Here is a 24,127-nt window from a genome sequence, read left to right on the forward strand (position 1 = left end):
GCGACACCGGAGCGGGTGTCAGTGTGTCAGTGGTGAAACAAGTCTATCGCAGGGTCCCGGTCAGATGCACCTTGCCGCCGGAGGGCTCCAGCAGCGAAAAATCGACGCGCGCCGGCTCCTGCACATAGCGCAGCGTGGCGCGTCCGGGCAGCAGCAGCGGCTGCTTGAACTGGACATCGAACAGGCGCGGCACGGACGGCAGCCGGCCTTCGAGTGCTGCCAGCACGCGGGCCTTCGACCACAGGCCATGGGCAATCGCGCGCTTGAAGCCGAACAGCTTCGCCGACGTGGCGTACAGATGGATCGGGTTGAAATCCTGCGAAATCCGGGCGTAGCGGCGACCGATGTCGGCGGGTGCCGCGATCGACAGGTATTGCGCCACGCCATTCGGCAGCGCCGGTGCCGCGGGCGCCGCCGGGCCGGACTCCTTGCGGGCACCGCGCTTCAGCACGGTCATCGTGGCTTTCCACAGCACATCGCCGTTGAGCTCGGCGAATTCGACGATCAGATCGAGTTCCAGCCCGGCGCGCACCTCGCGGCTCGGGCCGAGACGCACCGAAGCATCGAAGCTGTCGTCGAGCGCCAGCTCGCGACGCTGCTCGATCGCGTTGCGAACGTGCACCAGTCCCATCAGCGGCAGCGGGAAACCCGGCTGCGTCATCAGATGGAGGTACAGCGGCGTGGCGAGGACCTGCGGGTAGGTCATCGGCACCGAGTCGCTGCGGGTGAAACCGCACAGCGCGTTGTAGTCGGCCAGATGCTGGCGGTCGAAACCGAGGCCCGGCACGCGGACTTTCCAGTCCGGAATCTCGACCGGCGCGCGGACCGAGCGGGTCGCGGACCAGGCGGCGCGGGCGAAGGCTGGAAGCACCGGCGGCAGGGCCGGAAGATCGAAGACGCGGACTGTATTTGGGCTCATCGGACTCACGAGTTCGGTGGCCCCTGCCACCGACGCGCGAATCTTACGCGCCTTGCTCGGGATTTTGGTCGCACGAAGGTGGTTGAAAGGCAGGATTCGGCCTGTGAATGGTCACGGCAGCTGCTTGTCGATGACCAAGGTCAAGGCCTTGCCGCCGGACTGCGCCTGCGTCGCCTCGATGCGGCCTTCGAGATCGCCCGGCTGCGCCTGAACGCTGCCGGCGGCGCTGAGCCGGGCCGTGATCACGTATTGCTCGAACCGCGACAGGCTCAGGCCGGGCGCCATCGCCATGCTTTCATCGAGCGACACTTCCAGCGGCAGCGTGGCACCCGGCAGACGCTGCACCGCCAGCGGCATCGGCGGACCGCTGGCGGCCTTGGCGAACACGAACAGCGTGGCGCCCGCCGGCACCTTGGACGCGAGTTCCGGTGCCAGCGACACCTTGACCTTCAGACTGATCGCCGGCCCGGCCGCAGATTCGGCATCGCCCGCCGCGGCCGCCGGTTGCGCGGCGGCGGCGCCGGCTTCGGCGGCAGCCGGATTCACGCCGTTGGCGGCAATGGCCTGTTCGAGCGTGGTCATCCGCTCCTGAAGGGCGCTGCGCATCTCGGGCGCCAGATCGTTCTTCGCCAGCAGGCGCTGCCAGCGCGCCTTCGCCGTCGCGTAGTCGCCGGCCACGGCCGAACCGAGCCCGCCGTACCACAGCGCCTTGCTGTAATCCGGATCGAGCTTCAACGCCGCGTCGAACAGCGCGGCGGACTCGCCCGACACGTCCTGGCCATTGGCGAACGCGATGGCTTCGCCTTCGTCGGCCAGCAGCTCGGCGGTCGGCGTCGGCGTGCGGCTGCGCGCCTCGGCATACGCGGCGGCGGCCTCGGCGTAGCGCGACATCACCACGTACGAGCGGCCGAGCATGGTCCAGCCGGTCGGGTCATCCGGCTTCTGCTGCAGGCGTTCGGCCAGCTTGTCGACCATCGCGACCACCTGCGGGTCGATGGCCGGAGCCGCTGCCGGCGGCGGCGCCGAGGCGATTTCCTGCTGTACCCGCCAGCTGCCGCCGACCGCATACCAGGCGATCGCGAACATGCCGAGCAGCGATGCGACGACCAGCACCGACAGCGGCCGACGTTCGGCCTTGGCGACCAGCTCCGGCTCGGTGCCGTCGGCATCGGTCAGCAGCCGGGCATCGAGTTCGGCGCGCAGGGCGGACGCCTCTTCCGCCGGAATCATGCCGGACGCGGTTTCGGCCTCGATCTCGGCCACCCGCAGGCGATAGGCCGCGACATTGGCCGCCCGCCGGTTCTGCCGTGTGCCGGCCTTGGCGCGCCACCACGGGTGCGTCGACACGGCGACGGCCATCAGCAGCAACACGGCCATCAGCAGGCCGGCAGTCAACGCAGGAGTCATGGGTCTATTCGTCGAGCAGCTTGCGGAGCGCTGCCGGGTCCACGGTCGGTGTCGTCGTCGCTTTCGGCTTGCGGCTCTGGCGCACGTTCCAGAGCAGCGCCAGCAGGCCGATGATCACTAGACCGATCGGTCCCAGCCACAGCAGCCAGGTCCGTGGATCGAACGGCGGCCGGAACAGCACGAAATCACCGTAGCGCGCCGTCAGGTACTGCTTGATCTCGGCATCCGACTTGCCCTGCGCCACCAGATTGCGCACCTCGTACTTGAGGTCCAGCGCCAGCGGCGCGCGCGATTCGGCCAGCGACTCGTTCTGGCAGACGAGGCAACGCAGATCCGGCAGCAGCACTTCAAGCTGCTTTTCCTGCGCGGCGGTCAGCGGAATCTCGGGCTTGACCGTCGTCACCTGCGCGCTCGCGCGAAGGGGTGACAGCGCGCACAACGCGATCAGCAGCAAGGCGCTCGCGCGGGGCGCGAAAAGCCGAAACAGCCGGTTCGGCGGCCGCGTCGCGCTCATGCTTCGACGCCTCGTGACTGTCGCTTCGTGCTCATGGCTTTACCAGCAACGGCTTGATGTCCTTTTCCCAGGCTTCCGGCGTCATCGCGCCGATGTGCTTGTGCAGGATCGTGCCGCGGGCATCGACGACGAAGGTCTCCGGAACGCCGTAGACGCCCCAGTCGATGCCGGTGCGGCCGTCGAGATCGACCAGGATCGGCGCGTAGGGATTTCCGCGCACGCCGAGCCACTGACGGACATCGGCATCGGCGTCCTTGTAGTCGACGCCGACGATCTGCACCTGCCCGCTCTGGGCCAGACGCATCAGGAACGGATGCTCGACCTGGCAACCGGCGCACCAGCTGGCGAAGAAATTGACGAGGATCGGCTTGCCGACGAAATCGGCATTGGTCAGCAACGGCGGCGCGCCGTCCTTCTTCGGGAATTCGAGCACCGGCAGTTCGAACGCCGGTGCCGCCTTGCCGATCAGCGGGCTCGGCAAGGTCCGCGGGTCACGATTCAGGCCAACCGCGAAAAATCCGATCAGCACGGCCAGCACCAGCAACGGAATCGCGAATCTCATCGCGCCAGTCTCATCGCGCGCATCAGGCCGGCTGTGCGCCGTCGAGCACGGCCTTGCGATCGGCGGCCATCGCCAGACGGTAGCGGCGGTCGCTCGCGGCGAGGCACCCGCCGAGGAACATCAGCACACCGCCGAGCCAGATCAGCCGGATCATCGGCTTGACGTAGATGCGCAGGCTCCACGAACCGTCATCGAAGCGTTCGCCGAGCGACACATACAGGTCGCGCAGCAGCGAGGCCTCGACCGCCGACTCGGTCATGACATTGCGCTGCGACGGATAGAAGCGCTTCTGCGGATAGAGCGTCGCGACCGAGTGATCGCCGTGCTCGATCGTCACCTCGCCCTGCTGGGCGACGAAGTTCGGGCCCTTCGCTTCCTGCGCGCCGACGAAGCCGAACGTGAAGTCGCCGATCTCGGTGCTGGCGTTCGGTGCCAGCCGCACGTCCTTCTCGAAGCCGTAGCTGATGACGAAGGCCACGCCGAGCGCCCAGACGCCGAGGCCGGCGTGCGCGAGCGTCATGCCCCAGACGGCGCGCGGGACCGACGTGAGCCCGGTGATGAACTGACGCTTGGCGCGGATGCGGCGCCAGACATCCTGCGACGCGGCGATGATCGTCCACGCACCGAGCAGGGCGCCGGTCACGGCCAGCAGCGTCGCGCGTCCGTGCAGCGCCAGCGGCAGGACGATGGCGATCGCCACCGCAGCCAGCGCCGGCAGCTTCAGGCGCTGCCAGGTCTCGCCGACCTTGCCCTTCTTCCACGGCACGACGGCGCCGAGACCGACCAGCACGAACAGCGGCGCGATCATCGGCAGGAACACGGCGTTGAAGTACGGCGGGCCGACCGAAATCTTGCCGAGGTTCAGCGCATCGAGCACCAGCGGGTACAGCGTGCCAACCAGAATGGCGGCTGCCGCGACGACCAGAAACACGTTGTTGAACAGGAGCAGGCCTTCGCGCGAGAACAGGTTCAGCTCGCCGATGCTGACCAGCTTCGGTGCCCGCCACGCATAGAGCAGCAAGGCGCTGCCGGTGACGATCGCCATGAAGATGAGGATGAACAGGCCGCGCGCCGGATCGCTGGCAAACGCGTGGACGGACACCAGCACGCCGGAGCGGACGAGAAACGTGCCGAGCAGCGACAGCGAAAAGGTCAGGATCGCAAGCAGTGCCGTCCAGCTCTTCAGCAGGCCGCGTTTCTCGGTCACCGCCAGCGAATGGATCAGCGCGGTGCCGGCAAGCCACGGCATGAACGAGGCGTTCTCGACCGGATCCCAGAACCACCAGCCACCCCAGCCCAGTTCGTTGTAGGCCCACCACGAACCCAGCGTGATGCCCAAGGTCAGGAACATCCACGCCGTCGTCGTCCACGGGCGCGTCCAGCGCGCCCAGGCCGCATCGAGCTTGCCGGTGATCAGCGCCGCCACGGCGAACGCGAACGCGACGCTGAAGCCGACATAGCCCATGTACAGCGTCGGCGGATGGATGGCGAGGCCGAAATCCTGCAGCAGCGGATTGAGGTCCCGTCCCTGCAGCGGCACCGGGAACAGGCGTTCGAACGGGTTCGAGGTCAGCAGCATGAACAGCAGCAGGCCGGTGCTGATCACGCCGAGTATGGCGATGACCAGCGCGCTGAGATCGGCCGGCAGACGGCGATTGAACACCGACACGGCAAATGTCCAGCCCGACAGCATGAACATCCACAGCAGCAGCGAACCTTCGTGCGCGCCCCAGACCGCCGACACGCGGTAGATCAGCGGCAAATCGGTGTGGGCATTGGCGGCGACGTAGGCAACCGAGAAATCGGTGTCGACGAACGAGATCGTCAGACAAACGTACGCCACGGCAATGCAGAAGAACTGCCCCTGCGCCGCGGAGCCGGCGAACGCGAGCAGCTTGGCATCGCGGCGCGCGTAGCCGATCAGCGGTGCGACGGTCTGCAGCAGCGCAATGCCCAGCGCCAGAATCAGCGCGAAGTGTCCCAGTTCAGGAATCATTCGACGGTGCCACCGGTCATGACGCTGCGACGGCCTTGAACGGCATGCACGAATGCTTGCCCGATTCCGGATTGCCCTTCAGCGACTCCGCCACCTGCGGCGGCATGTAGTTTTCGTCGTGCTTGGCGAGGATGCGGGTGGCGACGAACACCTTGTCCGGGCCGAGGTGACCATCGGCGACCACGCCCTGCCCTTCACGGAACAGGTCCGGCAGCACGCCTTCATAGCGCACCGGCACGTTCTTTTCGCAGTCGGCGACCTTGAACTCGATCTTCAGACCTTCGGCACGCACCAGACTACCCTGCACCACGAGTCCGCCGAGCTGCAGGCTGGCGCCTTCCGGCACACCGCCGGCGACGAGATCGCTCGGCGTGTAGAAATACATCATGTTCTTGCGGAAGGCGGTAAAGCCGAGCGCAGCGGCGACGCCGACCCCAACGACCAAGGCGGCCACCGCCAGCAGTCTCTGTCTACGTTTGGTCATTCCGCGTTTTCCTCGTCAGGCGCATCCTCAGACAGCTGCCTGCGCAGTTCGTTGCGCCGAAATCGCGGCGCCAGCCAGTTCCACAGCAGCACGCCGAAGGTCAGGGCGTAGCTGGTCCAGATGAAGACGGCGTGCTTCGGATTCATGGGTTGCTGCCGGCTCGGGGAGCGACATCCAGCAGATCGGCGGGCGATGCCTGCAACGCGATCTGCCTGACCCACTTGGCCCGCTTTTCGCGCACCAGCACTTCGTTCTGCATGCGGCGCAGCCAGATCGCGCCGAAGAACAGGTAGGAGCCGAACAGCGTCATCAGCAGCGGGCCGAGCATCTCGCCGGCGATCTTCGGCTTGGCAATGCCTTCGGCGCTGAGGATGGTCGAACCCTGGTGCAGCGAGTTCCACCAGGTGACCGAGTAATGGACGATCGGCACGTTGACCACGCCGACCAGCGCCAGCCAGGCGCAGGCGCGCGCGGCGGTGCGCGGATCGGAATAGGCCTGTTGCAGGCCGATGACGCCGAGGTACAGGAACAGCAGCACCAGTTCCGAGGTCAGTCGCGCGTCCCACACCCAGTACGCCCCCCAGGTCGGCTTGCCCCAGAGCATGCCGGTGACGAGCGCGAGTGCGGTGAACGTGGCGCCGATCGGAGCCGCCGAGACCACGGCAACCTCGGCCAGCTTCATTCGCCAGATCAGGGCGATGGCACCGGCCACGGCCATGGCGGTGTAGATCGACAGGCTCAGCGCCGCTGCCGGCACGTGCACGTAGATGATGCGGAACGAGTCGCCCTGCTGGTAATCGGTCGGGGCGACGAACAGGCCGCGCCAGACGCCGATGCCGATCAGCACCACCGCAATCGCCAGCAGCCACGGTGCCAGTCGTTCGGCGAACCGGTAGAACGTCGGCGGCGATGCCAGTCGATGAAACCAGGTCCACATGGGTTCAGCAGCGCTCCAACGGCGAACGGCGGCAATGGCGGGCGCCGGGATGCCGGCGGATCGAAGCATTATGCCCGTTCCGATGTCTCTGTCGGGTTGATCGATCCGCGATTCGCGCCAGATGGATGACGATTTCATCCGTGCGCCGCATCCGGGTCTTCAACATAAGAATTGGCTATCGACTGCAAAGGAAAAAATGAATCTGTGTGCATGGAAATCGTGATATCCAACGATCACTCCTTTTCCATCCCAACCTGTCCACCATGAACCTACGCACGCTGGAATATGTCGTTGCCGTTGCCGATCTGGGCCACTTCAGCCGCGCCGCCGAGCGTTGCCAAGTGTCGCAGCCGACGCTGAGCCTGCAGATTCGCAGTCTCGAGCAGCAGTTGGGGCTCGAGCTGTTCGAGCGGCAATCGCACCCGGTACAGCTGACGCCGGTCGGTCGCCGTCTGATCGGCCTGATGCGGAACACGACGACCGAGGCCCGCAACATCGAAGTGCTGGCGCGGTCGCTGCGGGAATCGGCCGCCACGCAAAGCCCGGACGTGGTCCCGGCCGCGCCCTGAGCCACCGCGACGGGCGGACCTGCCGCTGCAACGGCCGGTCCGTCAGTCGATGGCGTTGCGCAGTGCGCCGGCGGCCGCCACCGGCAGCAGCGTCAGGCTCAGCGCCAGCAGCGCGCCGAGGAAATACAGCGGCGCATCGCTCGGCAGCCCGGACGTTGCCGCACGCACGGCACCGCCGCCAAAGATCACTGCCGGCGTCATCAGCGGCAGCACCAGGATCGGCAGCAGCAGGCCGGCCCTCGGAGCCCCGACGGTCAGCGCCGCGGCAAAGCCGCCGGTGAAGACCAGCGTTGGCGTGCCGAGCAACAGGCTCAGCACCAGCACTTGCACCGCCGGCGTTTCGAGTCCCAGACCGTAGCCCAGCAGCGGCGATGCCAGCACCAGCGGCGCGGCAGTCAGCAGCCATTGCGCGGCGAGCTTCGCGGCCAGCAGAAACGACAGCGGCGTATCGCTGACCAGCATCTGCTCCAGCGTGCCGTCATCGAGATCGCCGCGAAACAGGCGCTCGACGCCGAGCAGGGCCGACAACAGCGCCCCGACCCAGACGATCGCCGGCGCAAACGTGGTCAGGGCCGGATCGCGCGGCGCGATGCCCAGTGGAAACAGCAGCGCGACGATGCCGTAGAACACCAGCGGCTGAGCCCATTCCGCCGGCCGGCGCAGCGCAATCCGCAACTCCCGCGCAAAGACGGCGGCGACCGCGCTCATGGCGTCAGGCTCAGTGCCCGCAGTCCGGGAATCTCGCCCGGCAGCGGTTGATGGCTGGTGACGATCACCGTGCCGCCGCCGCTGACTTGCGCCGTCACCAGTCGCGCGAACACGTCGAGCCCTTCGAGATCGAGCCCGGCCAGCGGCTCATCGAGAAACCACCACGGTCGCGGCGCTGCCACCAGCCTTGCCAGCGCGGCGCGGCGCTTCTGGCCGGTCGACAAGGTGCCGGCCGGCCGCAACGCCTGCGCCTTGAGGCCGACGGATGCGAGCGCGCCCCGCGGGTCGCGCAAGGTGACGCCGTTCAGGCCCGCCCAGAACTGCAGATTCTCGAGCGCCGACAGCACCGGATTCAGGCCGTTCTTGTGGCCGATCCAGTGCCGCTCGGACGGCGCAGGCTGTTGCTCGATCCGCCCGCCGCTGGCCGTGCGCAGCCCGCACAGCACTTCCAGCAGCGAGGTCTTGCCAGCGCCGTTGCGCCCGCGGATGTGCAGCACTTCACCGGCCGCCACGCTGAAGCTCAGATCGTCGAGCACGGTGCGATCGCCGCGGCTGACGACGAGCTGGTGGACGTGCAGGCTGGACATGGACGCGCAGGCCGGTGGGGAGCGCGAAAGTTTACGTGAAGCCCCGGCCGGCCTGCGGGTCGCCGCGGCGCCATGACACAATCCGGCACGAACTTTCAGAGGACGACGCGCCGTGACCGCACAACTGATCGATGGCAAGGCCGTGGCAGCGCAGGTGCACGAACGGGTGCGGCAGGCCGTCGAAGCGCGCGTCGCGGCCGGCAAGCGCGCCCCGGCGCTGGCCACGGTGCTGGTCGGCGCCGACCCGGCGTCCGAGATCTATGTCCGCAGCAAGCGCCAGACCTGCGAGAAGATCGGCATCCGCTCGGTGCCGACCCATCTCGACGCCGCGATCAGCGAAGCCGAGCTGCTGGCCGTCGTCGATCAGTTGAACGCCGACGACAGCATCGACGGCATCCTCGTGCAGCTGCCGCTGCCGAAGAACATCAACGCCGACAAGGTCATCGAGCGCATTCGTCCGGACAAGGACGTTGACGGCTTCCATCCGTACAACTTCGGCCGTCTTGCGCAGAAGACGCCGACCTTGCGGCCATGCACGCCGTGGGGCTCGGTCGAGCTGCTGAAGTCCACCGGCGTGCCGCTGGCCGGCAAGCGGGCGCTGGTGATCGGCCAGTCGAACATCGTCGGCCGGCCGATGGCGCTGGAACTGCTGCTGCTCGGCTGCACGGTCACCGTGGCCCACAGCAAGACCCGCGACCTGCCCGAGGAAGTGGCGCGGGCCGAGGTCCTGGTCGTCGGCACCGGCATTCCGGACATGATCAAGGGCGACTGGATCCGCGAAGGCGCCATCGTCATCGATGTCGGCATCAACCGCCTGCCGAGCGGCAAGCTGTGCGGTGATGTCGAGTTCGACGCGGCGCGTCAGAAAGCGGCGTTCATCACCCCGGTGCCGGGCGGCGTCGGGCCGATGACGGTGGCCATGCTGATGGAAAACACGCTGCGCGCGGCGGAGCTGCGCGAAACGGCCTGACTAGCGTCGGCCCGCCCGCGGTTTCGGCACCTTGCCGAACTGCGGAAAGGCTTCGTCGATGCTCAGCACTTCGCCGCAGCGCAATGCGTCGTAGCCCGGCAATGCATTGACCAGATTGCGGAAATCCGGATTGCACAGGGTATCGATGACACTCTGCAGCGCCGGTGTCTTCAGCGCCGACTTCGAGCACAGGAAGAAGTAGCGCTCGCCGGCCAGCGGCACGAAACCGAGATCGAAGCGCTTCGCTGCAGCCTCGACGCCGACGCCGGCATCGGCCATGCCGCTGGCGACGTACGCCGCCACGGCCGCATGGGTGAACTCGCCGCTTTCGTAGCCGTTGATCTTGCCGCCGTCGAGCCCGGCGCGGTTCAGCATCAGATCCAGAAGCATCCGCGTGCCGGATCCCGGCTGGCGATTGACGAAGCGGACATCGTCCCGCGTCAGATCGGCCAGTGATTGCAGGCCCTTGGGATTGCCCGGTGCCACGATCAGTCCCTGACGACGCGTGGCCAGCATGATCAGGCGCTGGGTCTGCGGCTTGAGCCAGGCGGCGCACTGCTGCAGCGCCTGCGTCTCGAACTCGCCGACCGGCACGTGAAAGCCGGCCAGATCGCAGGATGCGGTCTTCAGCGAGGCCAGCGCCTCGAAGCTGGACCGGTACTTCAGATCGATCGGAATGCGGCTGCGCACGAACCAGTCGCGCAAGGTTTCGACGGCAAAGCCGTGGCTGGCCTGCACACGCAGGATCGTGCCGGTATCGGTCAGTGCCCGTTCCAGTTCGACTTCCAGCTCCGACGCCAGGCTGTCGAGCAGTGGCGCAAGGCGCGCGTTGGTGCGCTTGTCGGCCCAGACCAGTTTTTCCGCCAGCGGCGTCAGCACCGCCCCGCGACCGCGCTGCATCGTCACCAGCGGCGCACCGAAGGTTCGGGTGCCATCCTGCAGCAGCCCCCAGGCATAGCGGTACGACAGACCGGCCTGGATGCAGGCTTCAGCCAGGGTGCCGGTCTCGCGAACACGCGCCAGCAGTTCGACCAGACGGGGCAGCGACTGCTTTCCATCGGCCTGTTCGAGCTGCCATTGCGGCTGGATCGATACCTTGAACATGTCTGCCTCGAAGCCTCGCGATGACCCGTCTGATTCGGCTGTTCGCAGCCTATTTTAATCACTCCGGCATCAGACTAACGTAGCGTAGTCGCGTGAAGTTGTGCCGGTTCAATATGCGTACTAGAGGATAAATATCGTTGAACGGACACGCGAGGAGCCCGCATGACCAGCACCCCCATTGACAGCGCGCACGACAGCCCGGCGGCGACCGCCGGGTTCCTGTCGAAAGCGCGCACGATCGCCGGCCCCGGCTTCAACCGGTGGCTGGTGCCGCCCGCCGCGCTCGCGATTCATCTGTGCATCGGCATGGCCTATGGCTTCAGTGTGTTCTGGCTGCCGCTGTCGAAGGCGATCGGCATCACCGATCCGGTTGCCTGCCCTACCGGCACCGGGTTCTTCGACGAGATGTTCACCACCACCTGCGACTGGAAAATCTCCACGCTGGGCTGGATGTACACGCTGTTCTTCGTGTTCCTCGGCTCCAGCGCCGCGATCTGGGGCGGCTGGCTCGAGCGCGCCGGCCCGCGCAAGGCGGGCCTGATCTCGGCCCTCTGCTGGTGCGGCGGCATGCTGATCTCGGCATTCGGCGTCTACAGCCACCAGTTCTGGCTGATGCTGCTCGGCTCCGGCGTCATCGGCGGCATCGGTCTCGGCCTCGGCTATATCTCGCCGGTGTCGACCCTGATCAAGTGGTTCCCGGATCGCCGCGGCATGGCCACCGGCATGGCGATCATGGGTTTCGGCGGCGGCGCGATGATCGGCAGCCCGCTGGCGCAGAAGCTGATGACGAGCTTCGCCACATCGACCTCGGTCGGCGTCTGGCAGACCTTCGTGGTGATGGCGCTCGGCTATGCCGTGTTCATGACCTGCGGTGCGCTCGGGTATCGGGTGCCGCCGGCCGGCTGGAAACCGGCCGGCTGGTCGCCGCCGACGGCGGCCAGCGGCAACGCGATGATCACGACCAAGCAGGTGCATCTGAAGAACGCCCACAAGACGCCGCAGTTCTGGCTGATCTGGGCCGTGCTGTGCCTGAACGTCACCGCCGGCATCGGCGTGCTCGGGATGTCGTCGCCAATGCTGCAGGAAGTGTTCGGCGGCAAGCTGATCGGGCTCGATCTCGGCATCGGCAGCCTCGACGCCGACCAGAAGAAGGCGATTGCCGCGATCGCCGCCGGCTTCACCGGTCTGCTGAGCCTGTTCAACATCGCCGGCCGCTTCTTCTGGGCCTCGTTCTCGGACAGGCTCGGCCGGAAGCTCACCTATGCCACCTTCTTCGCGCTCGGCATCGCCCTGTACGCCTCGGTGCCGGGATCCGGTCACATCGGCAGCACGGCGCTGTTCGTCGGCGCCTTCTGCATCATCCTGTCGATGTACGGCGGCGGCTTCGCGACGGTGCCCGCCTACCTCGCCGACATGTTCGGCACGCAGTTTGTCGGCGCGATCCACGGCCGGCTGCTGACGGCGTGGTCGATGGCGGGAATCTTCGGCCCGATCATCGTCAACTACCTGCGCGAGTACCAGCTCAGCCAGGGTGTCGCCAAGGCACAGGTTTACGACACCACCATGCTGATTCTGGCCGGTCTGCTGGTCGCCGGCTTCCTGTGCAACCTGCTGATCAAGCCCGTGGCCCCGAAATGGCATATGACCGAGGCAGAGGTCGCGGAAGCCAGAAAACTGGCACATGAAATTGCACCGCCAGCCGCTGCCGGGACTCAGGCTGCCGGTGCCAGCGGCCCGAGCCCGATGGTGCTGCTCGCGTGGCTGGCCGTCGGCATTCCGCTGGCGTGGGGCGTTGCCCAGACCGTCGCGAAAGCCGCCGTTCTGTTCAAGTAAATCAGACACTTATCCGGATCCATCCATGTCGACCTCCACCTTCGAGCGCAAACCGCCGATCAAGCTCGCCGAGCTGTCATCGCTGTCGCCATCCGATCTCGCGACCGTCAACGGCGTGCTTGCGAAGCTGAAAGACCTGCCCGGCGCGCTGCTGCCGGTGCTGCATGGCATTCAGGACGCGCTTGGCCACGTGCCGAAAGACGCGGTGCCGATGGTGGCGAAGTCGCTGAACCTGTCGCGCGCCGAAGTGCATGGCGTGGTGTCGTTCTATCACTGGTACCGCACCGAAAAGCCGGGCGCGCACGTCATCCACCTGTGCCGCGCCGAAGCCTGTCAGGCGGTTGGCGGCCGGGCGCTGGAAACGCACGTGAAGGCGAAGCTCGGCATCGATTTCCACGAGACCACGGCCGATCGCCGCTACACCCTCGAACCGGCCTACTGCCTCGGCAACTGCGCGGTCGGCCCGAGCCTGCTGATCGACATGCAGCTGAAGGGCCGCGTGACGCCGGAGCGCTTCGATCGCCTGACCGGAGCGATGGCATGAAGCCGATCACCGTCTACGTCCCTCGCGATTCGGCGGCGATCTCGCTCGGTGCCGATGAGGTCGCGGTCGCGATCGCGGCCGAAGCGACTCGTCTGGGTATCGCGATCAATCTCGTCCGCAACAGCTCGCGCGGCATGTTCTGGCTGGAGCCGCTGGTCGAGGTCGCGACCGACGCCGGTCGCATCGGCTACGGCCCGGTAGAGGTGGAGGATGTCGCGAGCCTGTTCGCGGCCGGCCTCGGCAATGCCCATTCGCTGAATCTGGGCATCGTCGACGAACTGCCGTACCTGAAGACCCAAGAGCGCCTGACCTTCGCGCGCGCCGGCATCACCGATCCGGTCAGCCTCGACGATTACCTGGCCCATGACGGCTACAAGGGCTTGAAGAACGCGCTGGCGATGGAGCCGGCCGCGATCGTCGCCGCCGTCACCGAATCCGGCCTCCGCGGTCGCGGCGGCGCGGCGTTCCCGGCCGGCATCAAGTGGAGAACTGTTTTAGGCGCGCCTGGCGGCACGCCGGGGGTATTGGGGGCCGAAGGCGCGCAGAAATACATCGTCTGCAATGCCGACGAAGGCGATTCCGGCACCTACGCCGATCGCATGGTCTGCGAAGGCGACCCGTTCCTGCTGATCGAAGGCATGACCATCGCCGGCCTCGCGGTCGGCGCCACGCGCGGCTACATCTACCTGCGCTGCGAATACCCGTACGGCGAGCGCGCGCTGAATGAAGCGATTGCCAGTGCCTACGCGAGCGGCTGGCTCGGCGCGAACATCCAGGGCTCCGGCAAGCGTTTCGATCTGGAAGTGCGTATGGGTGCCGGCGCCTACATCTGCGGCGAGGAAACTTCGCTGCTGGAATCGCTGGAAGGCAAGCGCGGCATGGTCCGCTTCAAGCCGCCGCTGCCGGCGATCAAGGGCCTGTTCGGCTGCCCGACGGTGATCAACAACGTCATCACCCTGGCCTCGGTGCCGGTCATCCTCGACAAGGGGGCCGAGTTCTACAAGCACTTCGGCGTCGGCCGCTCTCGCGGCACCTTGCCGGTGCAGCTCGCTGGCAACGTCAAGTTCGGCGGGCTGGTCGAGAAGGCCTTCGGCGTCACCTTGCGCGATCTGCTCTACACCTACGGCGGCGGCACGCTGTCCGGCCGGCCGATCCGCACCGTGCAGGTCGGCGGCCCGCTCGGCGCCTACATCCCGGAATCGCAGTTCGATCTGCCGCTGGACTACGAGGCCTACGCCAAGCTCAACAACATGGTCGGCCACGGCGGCATCACCGTGTTCGACGACACCGTCGACATGGCCGAACAGGCCCGTTTCTCGATGGAGTTCTGCGCCACCGAGTCCTGCGGCAAGTGCACGCCGTGCCGCATCGGCTCCACGCGCGGCATGGAGGTGATCGACAAGCTCGTCGCCGGCGATCAGCCGGTCAAGCAGGAAGCGCTGCTGCGCGATCTCTGCGACACGATGCTGGCCGGCTCGCTGTGCGCGCTCGGCGGCATGGCGCCGTTCCCGGTGCTGTCGGCGCTCAACCATTTCCCTGACGACTTCCGTCCTCGTGCGACTGCGGCCCAAATGGCCAACGTCAACCGTTAAACGCAAAGGCGCAAAGGGAAAAGAAAGGACGCAAAGGTGGATGAAAATGAATGCTCGAAGATCATCATTGGTGCGGCCATCGAAGTTCATAACGAGCTCGGCGCTGGGCTGCTCGAATCAGCTTATGAAGCTGCGCTCGCAATCGAATTCACTGATCGCAGACTCCAGTTTCATCGACAACTTGCGTTGCCTGCACGCTACAAAGGTGTGGAGTTGGGTGATGCATACAGAATCGACTTTCTCGTTGAAGACTTGGTCATCGTTGAACTCAAAGCCGTTACCGCGCTGGCTCCAGTTCATTCCGCGCAAGTCCTCACGTACCTCCGTCTTTCCGGCAAGCGTCTCGGCCTGCTGTTCAACTTCCATGCGGATTCAATCCGCGACGGCACCCGCCGCGTCGTCAATCAGCTCTGAATTCCTCTCAGGCGTTACTTTGCGTCCTTTCTTTTCCCTTCGCGCCTTTGCGTTTAACGGTTGCTTTTCCCGCCGCTACGCAGCGATCAGTCTCCCGAGGTAAGCAGCCATGTTCTCGATCATCGACAAGGATCTCGGCACCCCCGCGCCGCGCCCGCCGCGCAATGTCGGCCAGAAGACCGCCGTTGCCGAAATCCCGGCCAAGCAGATCACGCTCAGCATCGACGGCCGCGAGGTCACGGTGCCGGAAGGCACATCGGTGATGCGCGCCGCAGCGCTGGCCGACATCAACATCCCCAAGCTCTGTGCGACCGACACCTTGGAAGCCTTCGGCTCCTGTCGCCTGTGTCTGGTGCAGATCGAAGGCATGCGCGGCTATCCGGCCTCGTGCACGACCTTGGTGGCGGACGGCATGAAGGTGACCACGCAGAACGACAAGCTGGCCGACCTGCGCCGCGGCGTCATGGAGCTGTACATCTCCGATCACCCGCTGGACTGCCTGACCTGCCCGGCCAATGGCCACTGCGAACTGCAGGACATGGCTGGTGCTGTAGGCCTGCGCGAAGTGCGCTACGGCTACGACGGCGAGAACCATGTCCATCCGAAAGTGGACGGCAAGGCCAACGAGCGCTTCGTCGCGAAGGACGAATCGAACCCCTACTTCACCTTCGATCCGAGCAAGTGCATCGTCTGCTCACGCTGCGTGCGCGCCTGCGACGAGCAGCAGGGCACGCTGGCGCTGACGATTCAAGGTCGCGGCTTCGACTCCAAGGTCAGCCCGAGCCAGAACGATGACTTCATGGGCTCGGAGTGCGTGTCCTGCGGCGCCTGCGTCGCTGCCTGCCCCACCGCAACCTTGAGCGAGAAATCGCTGATCGCCAAGGGCCAGGCCGAGCACAGCGTCACCACCACCTGCGCCTACTGCGGCGTCGGCTGCAGCTTCCGCGCCGAGATGAAGGGCGAAGAGATCGTCCGCATGGTGCCGAACAAGGACGGCCACGCGAACCACGGCCATTCCTGCGTCAAGGGCCGCTTCGCCATCGGCTATGCCACGCACCAGGACCGGATCACCAAGCCAATGATCCGCGCGAAGATTTCCGACCCGTGGCGCGAAGTGAGCTGGCAGGAAGCGATCGACCACGCGGCGAGCGAATTCAAGCGCATCCAGGCCAAGGCCGGGCGCGGCTCGGTCGGCGCGATCACGTCGAGCCGCTGCACCAACGAAGAGGTCTACGTCGTCCAGAAGATGGTTCGCGCGGCGTTCGGCAACAACAACGTCGACACCTGCGCCCGCGTCTGCCACTCGCCGACCGGCTATGGCTTGAAGCAGACCATCGGCGAGTCGGCCGGCACCCAGACCTTCGACTCGGTGATGCAGTCCGACGTCATCGTCGTCATCGGCGCCAACCCGACCGACGGCCATCCGGTGTTCGCATCGCAGATGAAGCGCCGCCTGCGGCAGGGCGCGAAGCTGATCATCGCCGACCCGCGCGGCATCGATCTGGTGCGCACGCCGCACATCGAGGCCGACTACCACCTGAAGCTGCTGCCGGGCACCAATGTCGCGCTGATCAATTCGCTCGCCCACGTCGTGGTCACCGAAGGGCTGGTCAAGGAGGATTACGTCGCCGAGCGCTGCGATGTCGGCTCGTTCAACAAATGGCGCGATTTCGTCGCCCAGCCCCGCAACTCGCCGGAAGCGATGGAAGCGGTCACCGGCGTGCCGGCGGCGATGGTGCGCGGTGCGGCACGCCTGTACGCGACCGGCGGCAATGGCGCGATCTACTACGGCCTCGGCGTCACCGAGCACAGCCAGGGCTCGACGATGGTGATCGGTATCGCCAACCTGGCGATGGCCACCGGCAACGTCGGCCGCGAAGGCGTGGGCATCAACCCGCTCAGAGGCCAGAACAACGTGCAGGGCTCCTGCGACATGGGCAGCTTCCCGCATGAACTGCCAGGCTATCGGCACGTGTCCGATGTCGCGGCACGAAGCGAGTTCGAAGGCGAGTGGAAGGTGTCGCTGTCGAACGAACCCGGCCTGCGCATCCCGAACATGTTCGAAGCCGCACTGGACGGTGAATTTCTCGGCCTGTACGTCCACGGCGAGGACATCGCCCAGAGCGATCCGAACACCCAGCATGTGACCGCAGCACTGAGCGCGATGGAATGCGTCGTCGTCCAGGACCTGTTCCTGAACGAGACCGCGAAGTTCGCCCACGTGTTCCTGCCCGGCTCGTCGTTCCTCGAAAAGGACGGCACCTTCACCAACGCCGAGCGGCGCATCTCGCCGGTCCGGCAGGTGATGCGGCCGAAGTCGGGTGTCGGCGAGTGGGAAGCCACGCAGATGCTCAGCAATGCGCTCGGCTATCCGATGAACTACACGAGCTCGGCCGAAATCATGGACGAGATCGCGCGCCTGACGCCGACCTTCAAGGGCGTGTCGTTCAAGAAGCTCGATGAACTGGGCAGCGTGCAGTGGCCGTGCAACGACGACGCCCCGCTCGGCACGCCGACGATGCACATCGACGAGTTCGTGCGCGGCAAGGGTCGTTTCCTGCTGACCGAATACGTGCCGACGCACGAGAAGGTCAACGGCAAGTTCCCGCTGATCCTGACCACCGGCCGCATCTTGAGCCAGTACAACGTCGGTGCGCAGACCCGGCGTACCGCGAACAGCGAGTGGCACAGCGAGGACGTGTTCGAGATCCATCCGCACGATGCCGAGACCCGAGGTGTCAAGGATGGCGACTGGGTCGGCATCGAAAGCCGCTCCGGCAACACCGTGCTCAGAGCCAAGGTCACCGATCGCGTCCAGCCCGGCGTCGTCTACACCACGTTCCATCATCCGTTCAGCGGCGCCAACGTCATCACCACCGACAACTCCGATTGGGCGACCAACTGCCCGGAGTTCAAGGTCACAGCCGTGCAGGTGACGCGGGTCAGCCAGCCGAGCGAATGGCAGCGCCGCTATCGCGAGTTCAGCGACAACCAGCAGCAGTTGCTGCAACAGGCCAGCGATGTCGGCGCCGCAGTCGCCAAGTAGGACGCCGCTGATCGACGACTCGGCAGCCGGCTACGCGCTGCTGCCGGTCGCCACCCTGAGCGATGGCATCGCACAGGCGACGCAGGACTGCGTCGCCGAGGAAGTGCCGGTGGCGCTGATCGTCAACGGCGCGCCGCACGTGGTGATGATGGCGACCCCCTGCGACCTCGCCGATTTCGCGCTCGGTTTCTGCCTGAGCGAGGCGATCGTCGAGTGTCGCGAGGACCTTGAGCTGCTCGGCATCACGGCGCTTGACAATGGTTACGAAGTCGCGTTGCGGATTCCCGAGGCCCGCCACGCACGGCTGGCCGACCGCCGCCGCAATCTGGTCGGCCGCAGCGGCTGCGGGCTGTGCGGCTCGGAAACCATTGCCGAGGCCATGCGCCCTGCCCCGCATGTGCCGGCCGGCCTGCCGATCGACGCCGCGGCACTCCACAAGGCTTTGCACGCGCTGCGTCAGCGCCAGCCGATCAACGCCGTGACCGGTGCCACCCATGCCGCCGGCTGGGCTGATGTCAGCGGCCGGCTGCTGCTGGTTCGCGAGGATGTCGGCCGTCACAACGCGCTCGACAAGCTGATCGGCGCGATGAGCCACGAACGCCTCGACTGTGCCCGAGGCTTCGCGGTGATCACCTCGCGCGCGAGCTACGAGATGGTGCTGAAGGCGGCGACGATCGGGATGCCGCTGCTGGCGGCGATCTCCGCACCCACGGCACTGGCCGTGCGCATGGCCGACGACGCCGGGCTGACCCTGGTCGGCTTCGCCCGGAACAACAACCACGTGGTCTATGCCTGCGGTGCGCGCCTGATCGCGACGCCCGAAGTGCTGCCCGCCGACAACGAGAAGATGCCTGCATGAACCCGCAGAACCTCAGCGAGATGGCGAACAGCATCGCCGACTTCTTTGCCGCCGAACCCGATCACGCCGAAGCGGTGGCCGGTGTCGCCAATCACATCGACAAGTTCTGGGAACCGCGGATGCAGAAGCAGCTTCGTGCCTGCATCGCCAAGGGCGAGGAGCACGTGCATCCGCTGGTGATCGAAGCGATGCGGACGCTCTCAGCAACGGCGGCTGTTGGCTGAGCGCAGATCGTCACGGCAGCGCAGCCGGTGCCAGCAGATAGGCGTTCGACAGGCGCTGGAACTGGCCATCATCGGAGCTGATGTCGGTCTGGTTGGGTTCGCCGGTCGAGAACACCACGGCCATGCCACCCGCGGCGACCAATTCACTTGCGTGCGTCAGGAAGTAGTTCACCCGGTTGTCGCGCCAGCGCTTGGAACGGCCGCCGAGTGACGACGCGGCCGGCTGGCCCATCGGCGTCTGCCACCACACCAGCGGCAGATTGCCGATTGCCCGTCCGAATGATTGCGCCGCGGCGAAATGCTCCCGGAAGTTCGGACTGGTCTGGTTCGACTCGTCCCAGTAATACGGGATTCGCACGCGCTGGCAGTAGCTCGGCTGCGGCACGGCCTCGAAGCAGCCGGCATCCCGATCCAGCGTCTGCATCGTCACGAAATCCGCAGTCGCCGCGCCAATCCGGTTCATGAACGCTTCGACATTGGCCTGCACCGGGTCACCGAACGTCGACGGCGGAAAGCCGACCGCGACTCGCGGTGCGTACTGCCGGGCGATGCGGACCAGACAGCGGCCGACGCCCGTCACATCGTTCGGCAATGTCGCGCATTCCGGCGTGATGTTGACCCAGGCGAAGCGTGCGGTCGGATCGCCGCCAGCGGTCTGCTGCTGGACATAGCCCCAGAAGTCCGGCTCGAAACTGACCAGCGCCGGCCGGTTGTAGGTTGCCAGTCGCTGGAACAGCAGCACCGTCTGTGACCAGTACTGGGTCATCACGTTGCGGTTGTCGAGAATCGACAGGTTGCCGTCGCCGAGCGCGGCCATCTGGTACAGCGTGAACATCGGAATCGCGCCGATGCTGTCGGCGGCGGCGGCCACCTGATTGACATACTCGCCGCGCGGCGCGCCGGGCACGTACTCCGGCCACTGTCCGGTACCGATGCCGGTCAGATAGCGATCGTAGATGTCGGGGCGCAGCGCCTGGCTGTTGATCCGCGACAGATCATTGCCTTCGCCGAGGCCGATCAGCAGGCGATTGGCACGACCGAGGCGCGCCGACAGCCGCGCTGCCGGACCCGTGCCGATGCTTCCGCCCGTGGTGCCGCCGGTGGTGCCACCCGTCGAGCCTCCGGTCGTGCCGCCCGTGCTGCCGCCGCCGGTCGAGCCGCCGGTCGTTGACCCGCCGCTGGTTGCGCCCGTCGTCGAACCGCCCGTCGTGCTGCCAGTGCTGGTGCCACCGGTCGAGCCACCCGTCGTCGAGCCTCCGGTCGTCCCGCCGCTCGTGGTGCCGGACGTGCCGCCGGAACCGGGACTGCCGCCTCCGCAGGCCGACAGCAACAGACACAGCAGCAACACGGACGGCAGCGGCAGCTTGGCGGACATTCCTGGTCTCGATTCGGATTCATGGCGGAGCGCGTTCGCGACGCGGCCCCGAGGCAAGAATGCCGGGCAGCAAGGCGCGATGTGAACGGGCGCGCCATCGAAACCACCCAACGGCCGAACCCGGCCGATGGTCGGCTGACGCGCTGGTCAGCCCGGGCCAGCGGAGTGGTCCGCGTTCCCGATCAGTCCCGGTTCGACGGGCGCTTCGGGCCGGCAGGACGATCCGGCGATTCCTTCATCCGCGGAATGATGTCGACCAGATTGCACGGTCGCGTCGCCGCGCTCAGCTGCAGGCCGATGATCTTGTCCCAGGCCAGTTCGCAGGCACCGCGAGAACCCGGCAGGCAGAACACGAGGCGGCCATTGGCCGAGCCGGCGAACGCCCGCGACTGGATCGCGGACGTGCCGATGTCGGCATACGACAGCATCCGGAACAGTTCGCCGAAGCCATCGGTGATCCGGTCCAGCAGCGGCTTGACCGCCTCCGGCACCAGATCGCGGCCGGTCAAGCCGGTGCCGCCGGTGATCAGGATCACGTCGACGGTCTCGTCGATCAGCCAGTTCGAGACCTGGGCACGGATGCCGTAGCGATCATCGCTGCGGATCACGCGCGCGGCCAGGCGATGGCCGTCCCGGGCGATGCGCTCGACCAGCAGGTTGCCGGATTTGTCGTCGTCCAGGGTGCGGGTGTCGGAAACGGTCAGCACGGCGATGCCGAGATTCATCGGGTGTTCCTCCAGTCGAACGGCGGACTCGTGATCACTTGGCCAGATGCCGCCAGCGCAGCGCCAGCAGGCTCGGCAGCAGCACCAGCGCGCACAGCAGGGTCATCGCGAGGCCCAGCGTCAGCAGCAGGCCCATGCTGACCATGCCTGGGTGCTTGGCGAAGGCGAGGTTGCCGAAGTTGACCATCGTGATCAGCGCGCCGAACAGCACGGCACGCGCGGTGCCGGTGCGCAGCAGCGAGCCATCGGCCGCATCGCGTCCGCGCTGCACGAGGTAGACGCCGTAATCGACGCCGACGCCGAGGATCAACGGCAGCGCGATGACATTCGCGAAGTTGAACGGCACGCCCGCGAGCACCGAGGCCGCCACGGTGAGCAGGCCGGCCATCGCCAGCGGCACCAATACCAGCAGCGTGTCGATGATCGACCGCATCAGCACCAGCAGCAGCAGCGTGATCACGGCGAACGAGAATGCGAAGGCCTTCTGGAACGCGAGCACGACCGCCTTGCCGGCCTCATCCTGCGCCAGCGGCGCACCGATCGCCGTGGGCGACACCGAGCGCACGGCATCGATGAAGCGGTGGGCGGCATCCGGGTTGTCGAGGATCTCGTTCGGCGCGGCTTCGACGCGGAACAGCCCGTCCCGGCTCTTCCAGCGATCGACCAGCGAGGGCGGCAGATCGGCTTCGCCGACGGCGCTCGCCTTCAGCGCTTCCTTCAGCCCCGCCAGCCGCGCCGGCAGGGTGCCGAGCAGGTTCGCACGCAATTGCGCCAGCAGCACAGCCTTGCCCGCGTCATCACGCTTCGTGTACGCCGCCGCGAAGGCATCGAGGGCGGCCTGCAGTGCCTTCGCCGCCGCGCCCTGCGCGCCGGTCTGCTGCGCGACATACGCCGGCAGGCCGACGCGCATCGCGTCGATCGTCGCAAAGTCGTCGTCACGCACGGCCGGTTCGGTCGGCGCCGGCGCATCGGCCAGCTGCGGGCCGAGGGCAAAGCGCAGGTCTTCGAGGATCGGCAGCTTCTCGTCCTGTTGCACCGGCACGAAGCTGCGCAGCGACAGGGCCCGCTTCACTTCCTTGAGCTTCGACAGCTCGGCTGCCAGTCGCGCCGCAGTGTCGGCGTCCGGCACCAGCGTCGACAGCGTCAAGGTCGGCAGTTCCGGGTCCTGCAGCAGGTCACGGAAGGTCATGATCGCTTCGGACTTCGGATCACGCAGATTCAGCGGATCGCTGTCGAAACGCGCGCCCGGCACCAGCAGCAGCGAACCGACGATCAGTACGCCGGAGACGATCCAGATCGGCTTGGCGTGCGCGAACGGCCAGGCCAGCACGGCCGACAGGCGATTGCCGATGACCGGTTGCCACGCAAGCTTCTTCGGATCTGGCGCGAACAGCTCGATCAGCGCCGGCAGCAGGGTCACCGTCACCAGCAGACTGATGATCATGCCGGCCCCGGAAATGATGCCGAGCTCGCCGATGCCGACGAAATCGGTCGGAATGAAGGCGAAGAAGCCGAGCGAGGTCGTCGCCGCACACACCGTCATGTAGCCGCCGACGTCCGCCGCCGAAATGCCGAGCGCGCCCTTCACCGGCAGGCCCTGCCCGAGCCGTTCGCGGTACTGCATGCACAGGTACAGCGCGTAATCGAGGCCGAGCCCGATGTACAGCACGCCGAACGCCACCGAAATCAGGTTCAGGTGCCCGATGCTGATTGCCGCGAACGCCGTCGTCAGCAGCAGCCCGTAGGCCAGCGAGATCACCGTGGCCAGCACCAGACGCACCGAACGCAGCGCGAACCACAACAGGAAGGCCGAGACGCACAGTGCCAGGAACGCGGCGATGCCGGCACCGGAGAACGCGGTCTGGATTTCCTCGTGCTCCATCGCGACGGTGCCGGTCAGGCGCACGCGGACGCCGCGCTCGGCCAGCTTCAGATCACGAACAGCGTCGCGCACACCCTGCACCGGCGCCTGCGCCGGCAGCAGTTGCTTGAAATCGAGCTTGGCGCCGAGTTCGATGAAGCGCCGGCTGCCGCCGAGGCCGCTGGCGGAATCGCCGATCAGGCCCTGCCAGCTCAGCGGCTGGTCCTCGCCCTTCACGCTGCCGTCGACACTGGCGGCAATCTTGGTGAACGCCGGCGACAGGTCGAAATCCGTGCCTTCGGGCGCGTTCAGCGCCCGGCCGAGCAGGGTGAACAGGCCGCGCAGGCTCGGGTCCTGGTCGAGCGCGCCGAGGAACGGCTGCGCGGTGGTCACGTCGTCGGCGAGCTTCTGCAGCGCGTCCGGCTCGAGGAACATCAGCCCGTTGCGGCGGAAATAGCTTTCGGTCTCGATCGCGAACACTTCGTCGTAGACATCGGTGCGCTTGCGCAGGGTCTCCACCAGCCGCGCCTGCGCCTCGTCGAGCACTTCCGGAATGCCGCCTTCGATGACCACGACCAGCGTGTACCCGAGCTTCGGGAACTGCCGGTCCATCTCGATCTCGGCCTGCCGCCACGGCAGCTTGGCCGACAGCAGGTTCTGCGTGTCGGTATCGATCGACAGATGCGTGGCCGTGTACTTCGCAAGCCCCGCCCCGGCCAGCACGGCGATGATCACCACCCAGACTGCGCGGCGTTGCGCGGCATCCACCAGCGCTGCCAAAAATCGACTCATCCGCCGCAAACCCCTGTGCTAGTCTGAACTTGATGTGAGGACCGGGGTCGATGAGAGGCGGATGGCAGTCGCTGATCGCCGCTGCAGACCGCCGCACTCGCATCC

22 protein-coding genes and 1 pseudogene are annotated in these 24,127 nt (G+C 66.6%); 9 read left to right on the forward strand and 14 right to left on the reverse strand.

Translation table 11 applies throughout. The features are described 5' to 3' along the window. Nucleotides 1-43 precede the first annotated feature (43 nt). From QZ951_RS14230 to QZ951_RS14265, 8 genes are all read right to left on the reverse strand, one after another. Entirely contained in the window at nucleotides 44-919 is an 876-nt protein-coding gene (locus QZ951_RS14230) for a MaoC/PaaZ C-terminal domain-containing protein (RefSeq protein WP_293001638.1), read from the reverse strand. 111 nt (nucleotides 920-1,030) lie between these two features. Then, on the reverse strand, nucleotides 1,031-2,326 hold the full coding sequence (ccmI, locus tag QZ951_RS14235) for a c-type cytochrome biogenesis protein CcmI (RefSeq protein ID WP_293001640.1): 1,296 nt from the start codon (nucleotides 2,324-2,326) through the stop codon (nucleotides 1,031-1,033). A gap of 4 nt (nucleotides 2,327-2,330) precedes the next feature. Then, nucleotides 2,331-2,840, reverse strand: a complete 510-nt coding sequence (locus QZ951_RS14240) for a cytochrome c-type biogenesis protein (RefSeq protein WP_293001643.1) — start codon at nucleotides 2,838-2,840, stop codon at nucleotides 2,331-2,333. Between the two features lie 31 nt (nucleotides 2,841-2,871). Continuing rightward, nucleotides 2,872-3,402, reverse strand: a complete 531-nt coding sequence (locus tag QZ951_RS14245) for a DsbE family thiol:disulfide interchange protein (RefSeq protein ID WP_293001645.1) — start codon at nucleotides 3,400-3,402, stop codon at nucleotides 2,872-2,874. Between the two features lie 22 nt (nucleotides 3,403-3,424). Next, nucleotides 3,425-5,398: a heme lyase CcmF/NrfE family subunit gene (locus QZ951_RS14250; protein ID WP_293001647.1), complete on the reverse strand. Its 1,974-nt coding sequence runs from the start codon at nucleotides 5,396-5,398 to the stop codon at nucleotides 3,425-3,427. Nucleotides 5,399-5,414: 16 nt separating this feature from the next. Next, entirely contained in the window at nucleotides 5,415-5,882 is a 468-nt protein-coding gene (ccmE, locus tag QZ951_RS14255; RefSeq protein ID WP_293001649.1) for a cytochrome c maturation protein CcmE, read from the reverse strand. After that, nucleotides 5,879-6,028, reverse strand: a complete 150-nt coding sequence (gene ccmD / locus QZ951_RS14260) for a heme exporter protein CcmD (protein ID WP_293001651.1) — start codon at nucleotides 6,026-6,028, stop codon at nucleotides 5,879-5,881. Before ccmD ends, ccmE begins: the two co-directional genes overlap by 4 nt. Then, entirely contained in the window at nucleotides 6,025-6,819 is a 795-nt protein-coding gene (locus QZ951_RS14265; protein ID WP_293001653.1) for a heme ABC transporter permease, read from the reverse strand. The genes ccmD and QZ951_RS14265 overlap by 4 nt, the downstream gene beginning before the upstream one ends. A 263-nt stretch (nucleotides 6,820-7,082) precedes the next feature. Here QZ951_RS14265 and QZ951_RS20415 point away from each other — a divergent pair. After that, nucleotides 7,083-7,277 (forward strand): annotated as a pseudogene (locus QZ951_RS20415) (LysR family transcriptional regulator); the annotation flags it as partial. Nucleotides 7,278-7,430: 153 nt separating this feature from the next. On the opposite strand, the gene ccmB reads toward QZ951_RS20415, so the two are convergent. After that, nucleotides 7,431-8,096, reverse strand: coding sequence for a heme exporter protein CcmB (gene ccmB, locus QZ951_RS14275; RefSeq protein WP_293001657.1), 666 nt, complete (start codon nucleotides 8,094-8,096; stop codon nucleotides 7,431-7,433). Next, nucleotides 8,093-8,683, reverse strand: coding sequence for a heme ABC exporter ATP-binding protein CcmA (gene ccmA, locus QZ951_RS14280; protein WP_293001659.1), 591 nt, complete (start codon nucleotides 8,681-8,683; stop codon nucleotides 8,093-8,095). Before ccmA ends, ccmB begins: the two co-directional genes overlap by 4 nt. Before the next feature lie 112 nt (nucleotides 8,684-8,795). Here ccmA and folD point away from each other — a divergent pair, with 112 nt between their 5' ends. Further along, nucleotides 8,796-9,653: a bifunctional methylenetetrahydrofolate dehydrogenase/methenyltetrahydrofolate cyclohydrolase FolD gene (gene folD, locus QZ951_RS14285; RefSeq protein WP_293001661.1), complete on the forward strand. Its 858-nt coding sequence runs from the start codon at nucleotides 8,796-8,798 to the stop codon at nucleotides 9,651-9,653. On the opposite strand, the gene QZ951_RS14290 is transcribed toward folD, so the two are convergent. Beyond that, the gene (locus QZ951_RS14290; RefSeq protein ID WP_293001663.1) at nucleotides 9,654-10,757 is read right to left on the reverse strand and encodes a substrate-binding domain-containing protein; all 1,104 of its coding nucleotides are present in this window, start codon (nucleotides 10,755-10,757) and stop codon (nucleotides 9,654-9,656) included. Between the two features lie 162 nt (nucleotides 10,758-10,919). Between QZ951_RS14290 and QZ951_RS14295 the strand changes: the two genes are divergently transcribed. The 7 genes from QZ951_RS14295 (at nucleotide 10,920) to QZ951_RS14325 (ending at nucleotide 19,269) form a co-directional block, all read left to right on the forward strand. Further along, nucleotides 10,920-12,590 (forward strand): OFA family MFS transporter, encoded by a 1,671-nt coding sequence (locus QZ951_RS14295; RefSeq protein WP_293001665.1) that lies wholly within the window; start codon nucleotides 10,920-10,922, stop codon nucleotides 12,588-12,590. Between the two features lie 25 nt (nucleotides 12,591-12,615). After that, nucleotides 12,616-13,134 (forward strand): formate dehydrogenase subunit gamma, encoded by a 519-nt coding sequence (locus QZ951_RS14300; RefSeq protein WP_293001667.1) that lies wholly within the window; start codon nucleotides 12,616-12,618, stop codon nucleotides 13,132-13,134. After that, a complete protein-coding gene (locus tag QZ951_RS14305) occupies nucleotides 13,131-14,726 on the forward strand; it encodes an NADH-quinone oxidoreductase subunit NuoF (RefSeq protein ID WP_293001669.1) in 1,596 nt (531 codons plus the stop codon). Before QZ951_RS14300 ends, QZ951_RS14305 begins: the two co-directional genes overlap by 4 nt. A gap of 36 nt (nucleotides 14,727-14,762) precedes the next feature. Continuing rightward, nucleotides 14,763-15,140: a GxxExxY protein gene (locus tag QZ951_RS14310; protein ID WP_293001671.1), complete on the forward strand. Its 378-nt coding sequence runs from the start codon at nucleotides 14,763-14,765 to the stop codon at nucleotides 15,138-15,140. A gap of 109 nt (nucleotides 15,141-15,249) precedes the next feature. After that, nucleotides 15,250-18,186 (forward strand): formate dehydrogenase subunit alpha, encoded by a 2,937-nt coding sequence (gene fdhF / locus QZ951_RS14315; protein WP_293001673.1) that lies wholly within the window; start codon nucleotides 15,250-15,252, stop codon nucleotides 18,184-18,186. Then, complete coding sequence (gene fdhD / locus QZ951_RS14320) at nucleotides 18,161-19,045, forward strand: formate dehydrogenase accessory sulfurtransferase FdhD (protein WP_293001675.1); 885 nt, start codon at nucleotides 18,161-18,163, stop codon at nucleotides 19,043-19,045. The genes fdhF and fdhD overlap by 26 nt, the downstream gene beginning before the upstream one ends. Then, entirely contained in the window at nucleotides 19,042-19,269 is a 228-nt protein-coding gene (locus QZ951_RS14325; protein ID WP_293001677.1) for a formate dehydrogenase subunit delta, read from the forward strand. The genes fdhD and QZ951_RS14325 overlap by 4 nt, the downstream gene beginning before the upstream one ends. A 10-nt stretch (nucleotides 19,270-19,279) precedes the next feature. Here QZ951_RS14325 and QZ951_RS14330 read toward each other — a convergent pair whose 3' ends face one another. The 3 genes from QZ951_RS14330 to QZ951_RS14340 form a co-directional block, all read right to left on the reverse strand. Continuing rightward, nucleotides 19,280-20,644 (reverse strand): hypothetical protein, encoded by a 1,365-nt coding sequence (locus QZ951_RS14330; RefSeq protein ID WP_293001679.1) that lies wholly within the window; start codon nucleotides 20,642-20,644, stop codon nucleotides 19,280-19,282. Nucleotides 20,645-20,826: 182 nt separating this feature from the next. After that, nucleotides 20,827-21,369, reverse strand: a complete 543-nt coding sequence (gene moaB, locus QZ951_RS14335; protein ID WP_293001681.1) for a molybdenum cofactor biosynthesis protein B — start codon at nucleotides 21,367-21,369, stop codon at nucleotides 20,827-20,829. 34 nt (nucleotides 21,370-21,403) lie between these two features. Further along, nucleotides 21,404-24,022 (reverse strand): MMPL family transporter, encoded by a 2,619-nt coding sequence (locus QZ951_RS14340; protein WP_293001683.1) that lies wholly within the window; start codon nucleotides 24,020-24,022, stop codon nucleotides 21,404-21,406. Between the last annotated feature and the right edge of the window lie 105 nt (nucleotides 24,023-24,127).

The sequence above is a fragment of the Nevskia sp. genome, from assembly GCF_021732705.1.
Lineage (GTDB): Bacteria > Pseudomonadota > Gammaproteobacteria > Nevskiales > Nevskiaceae > Nevskia.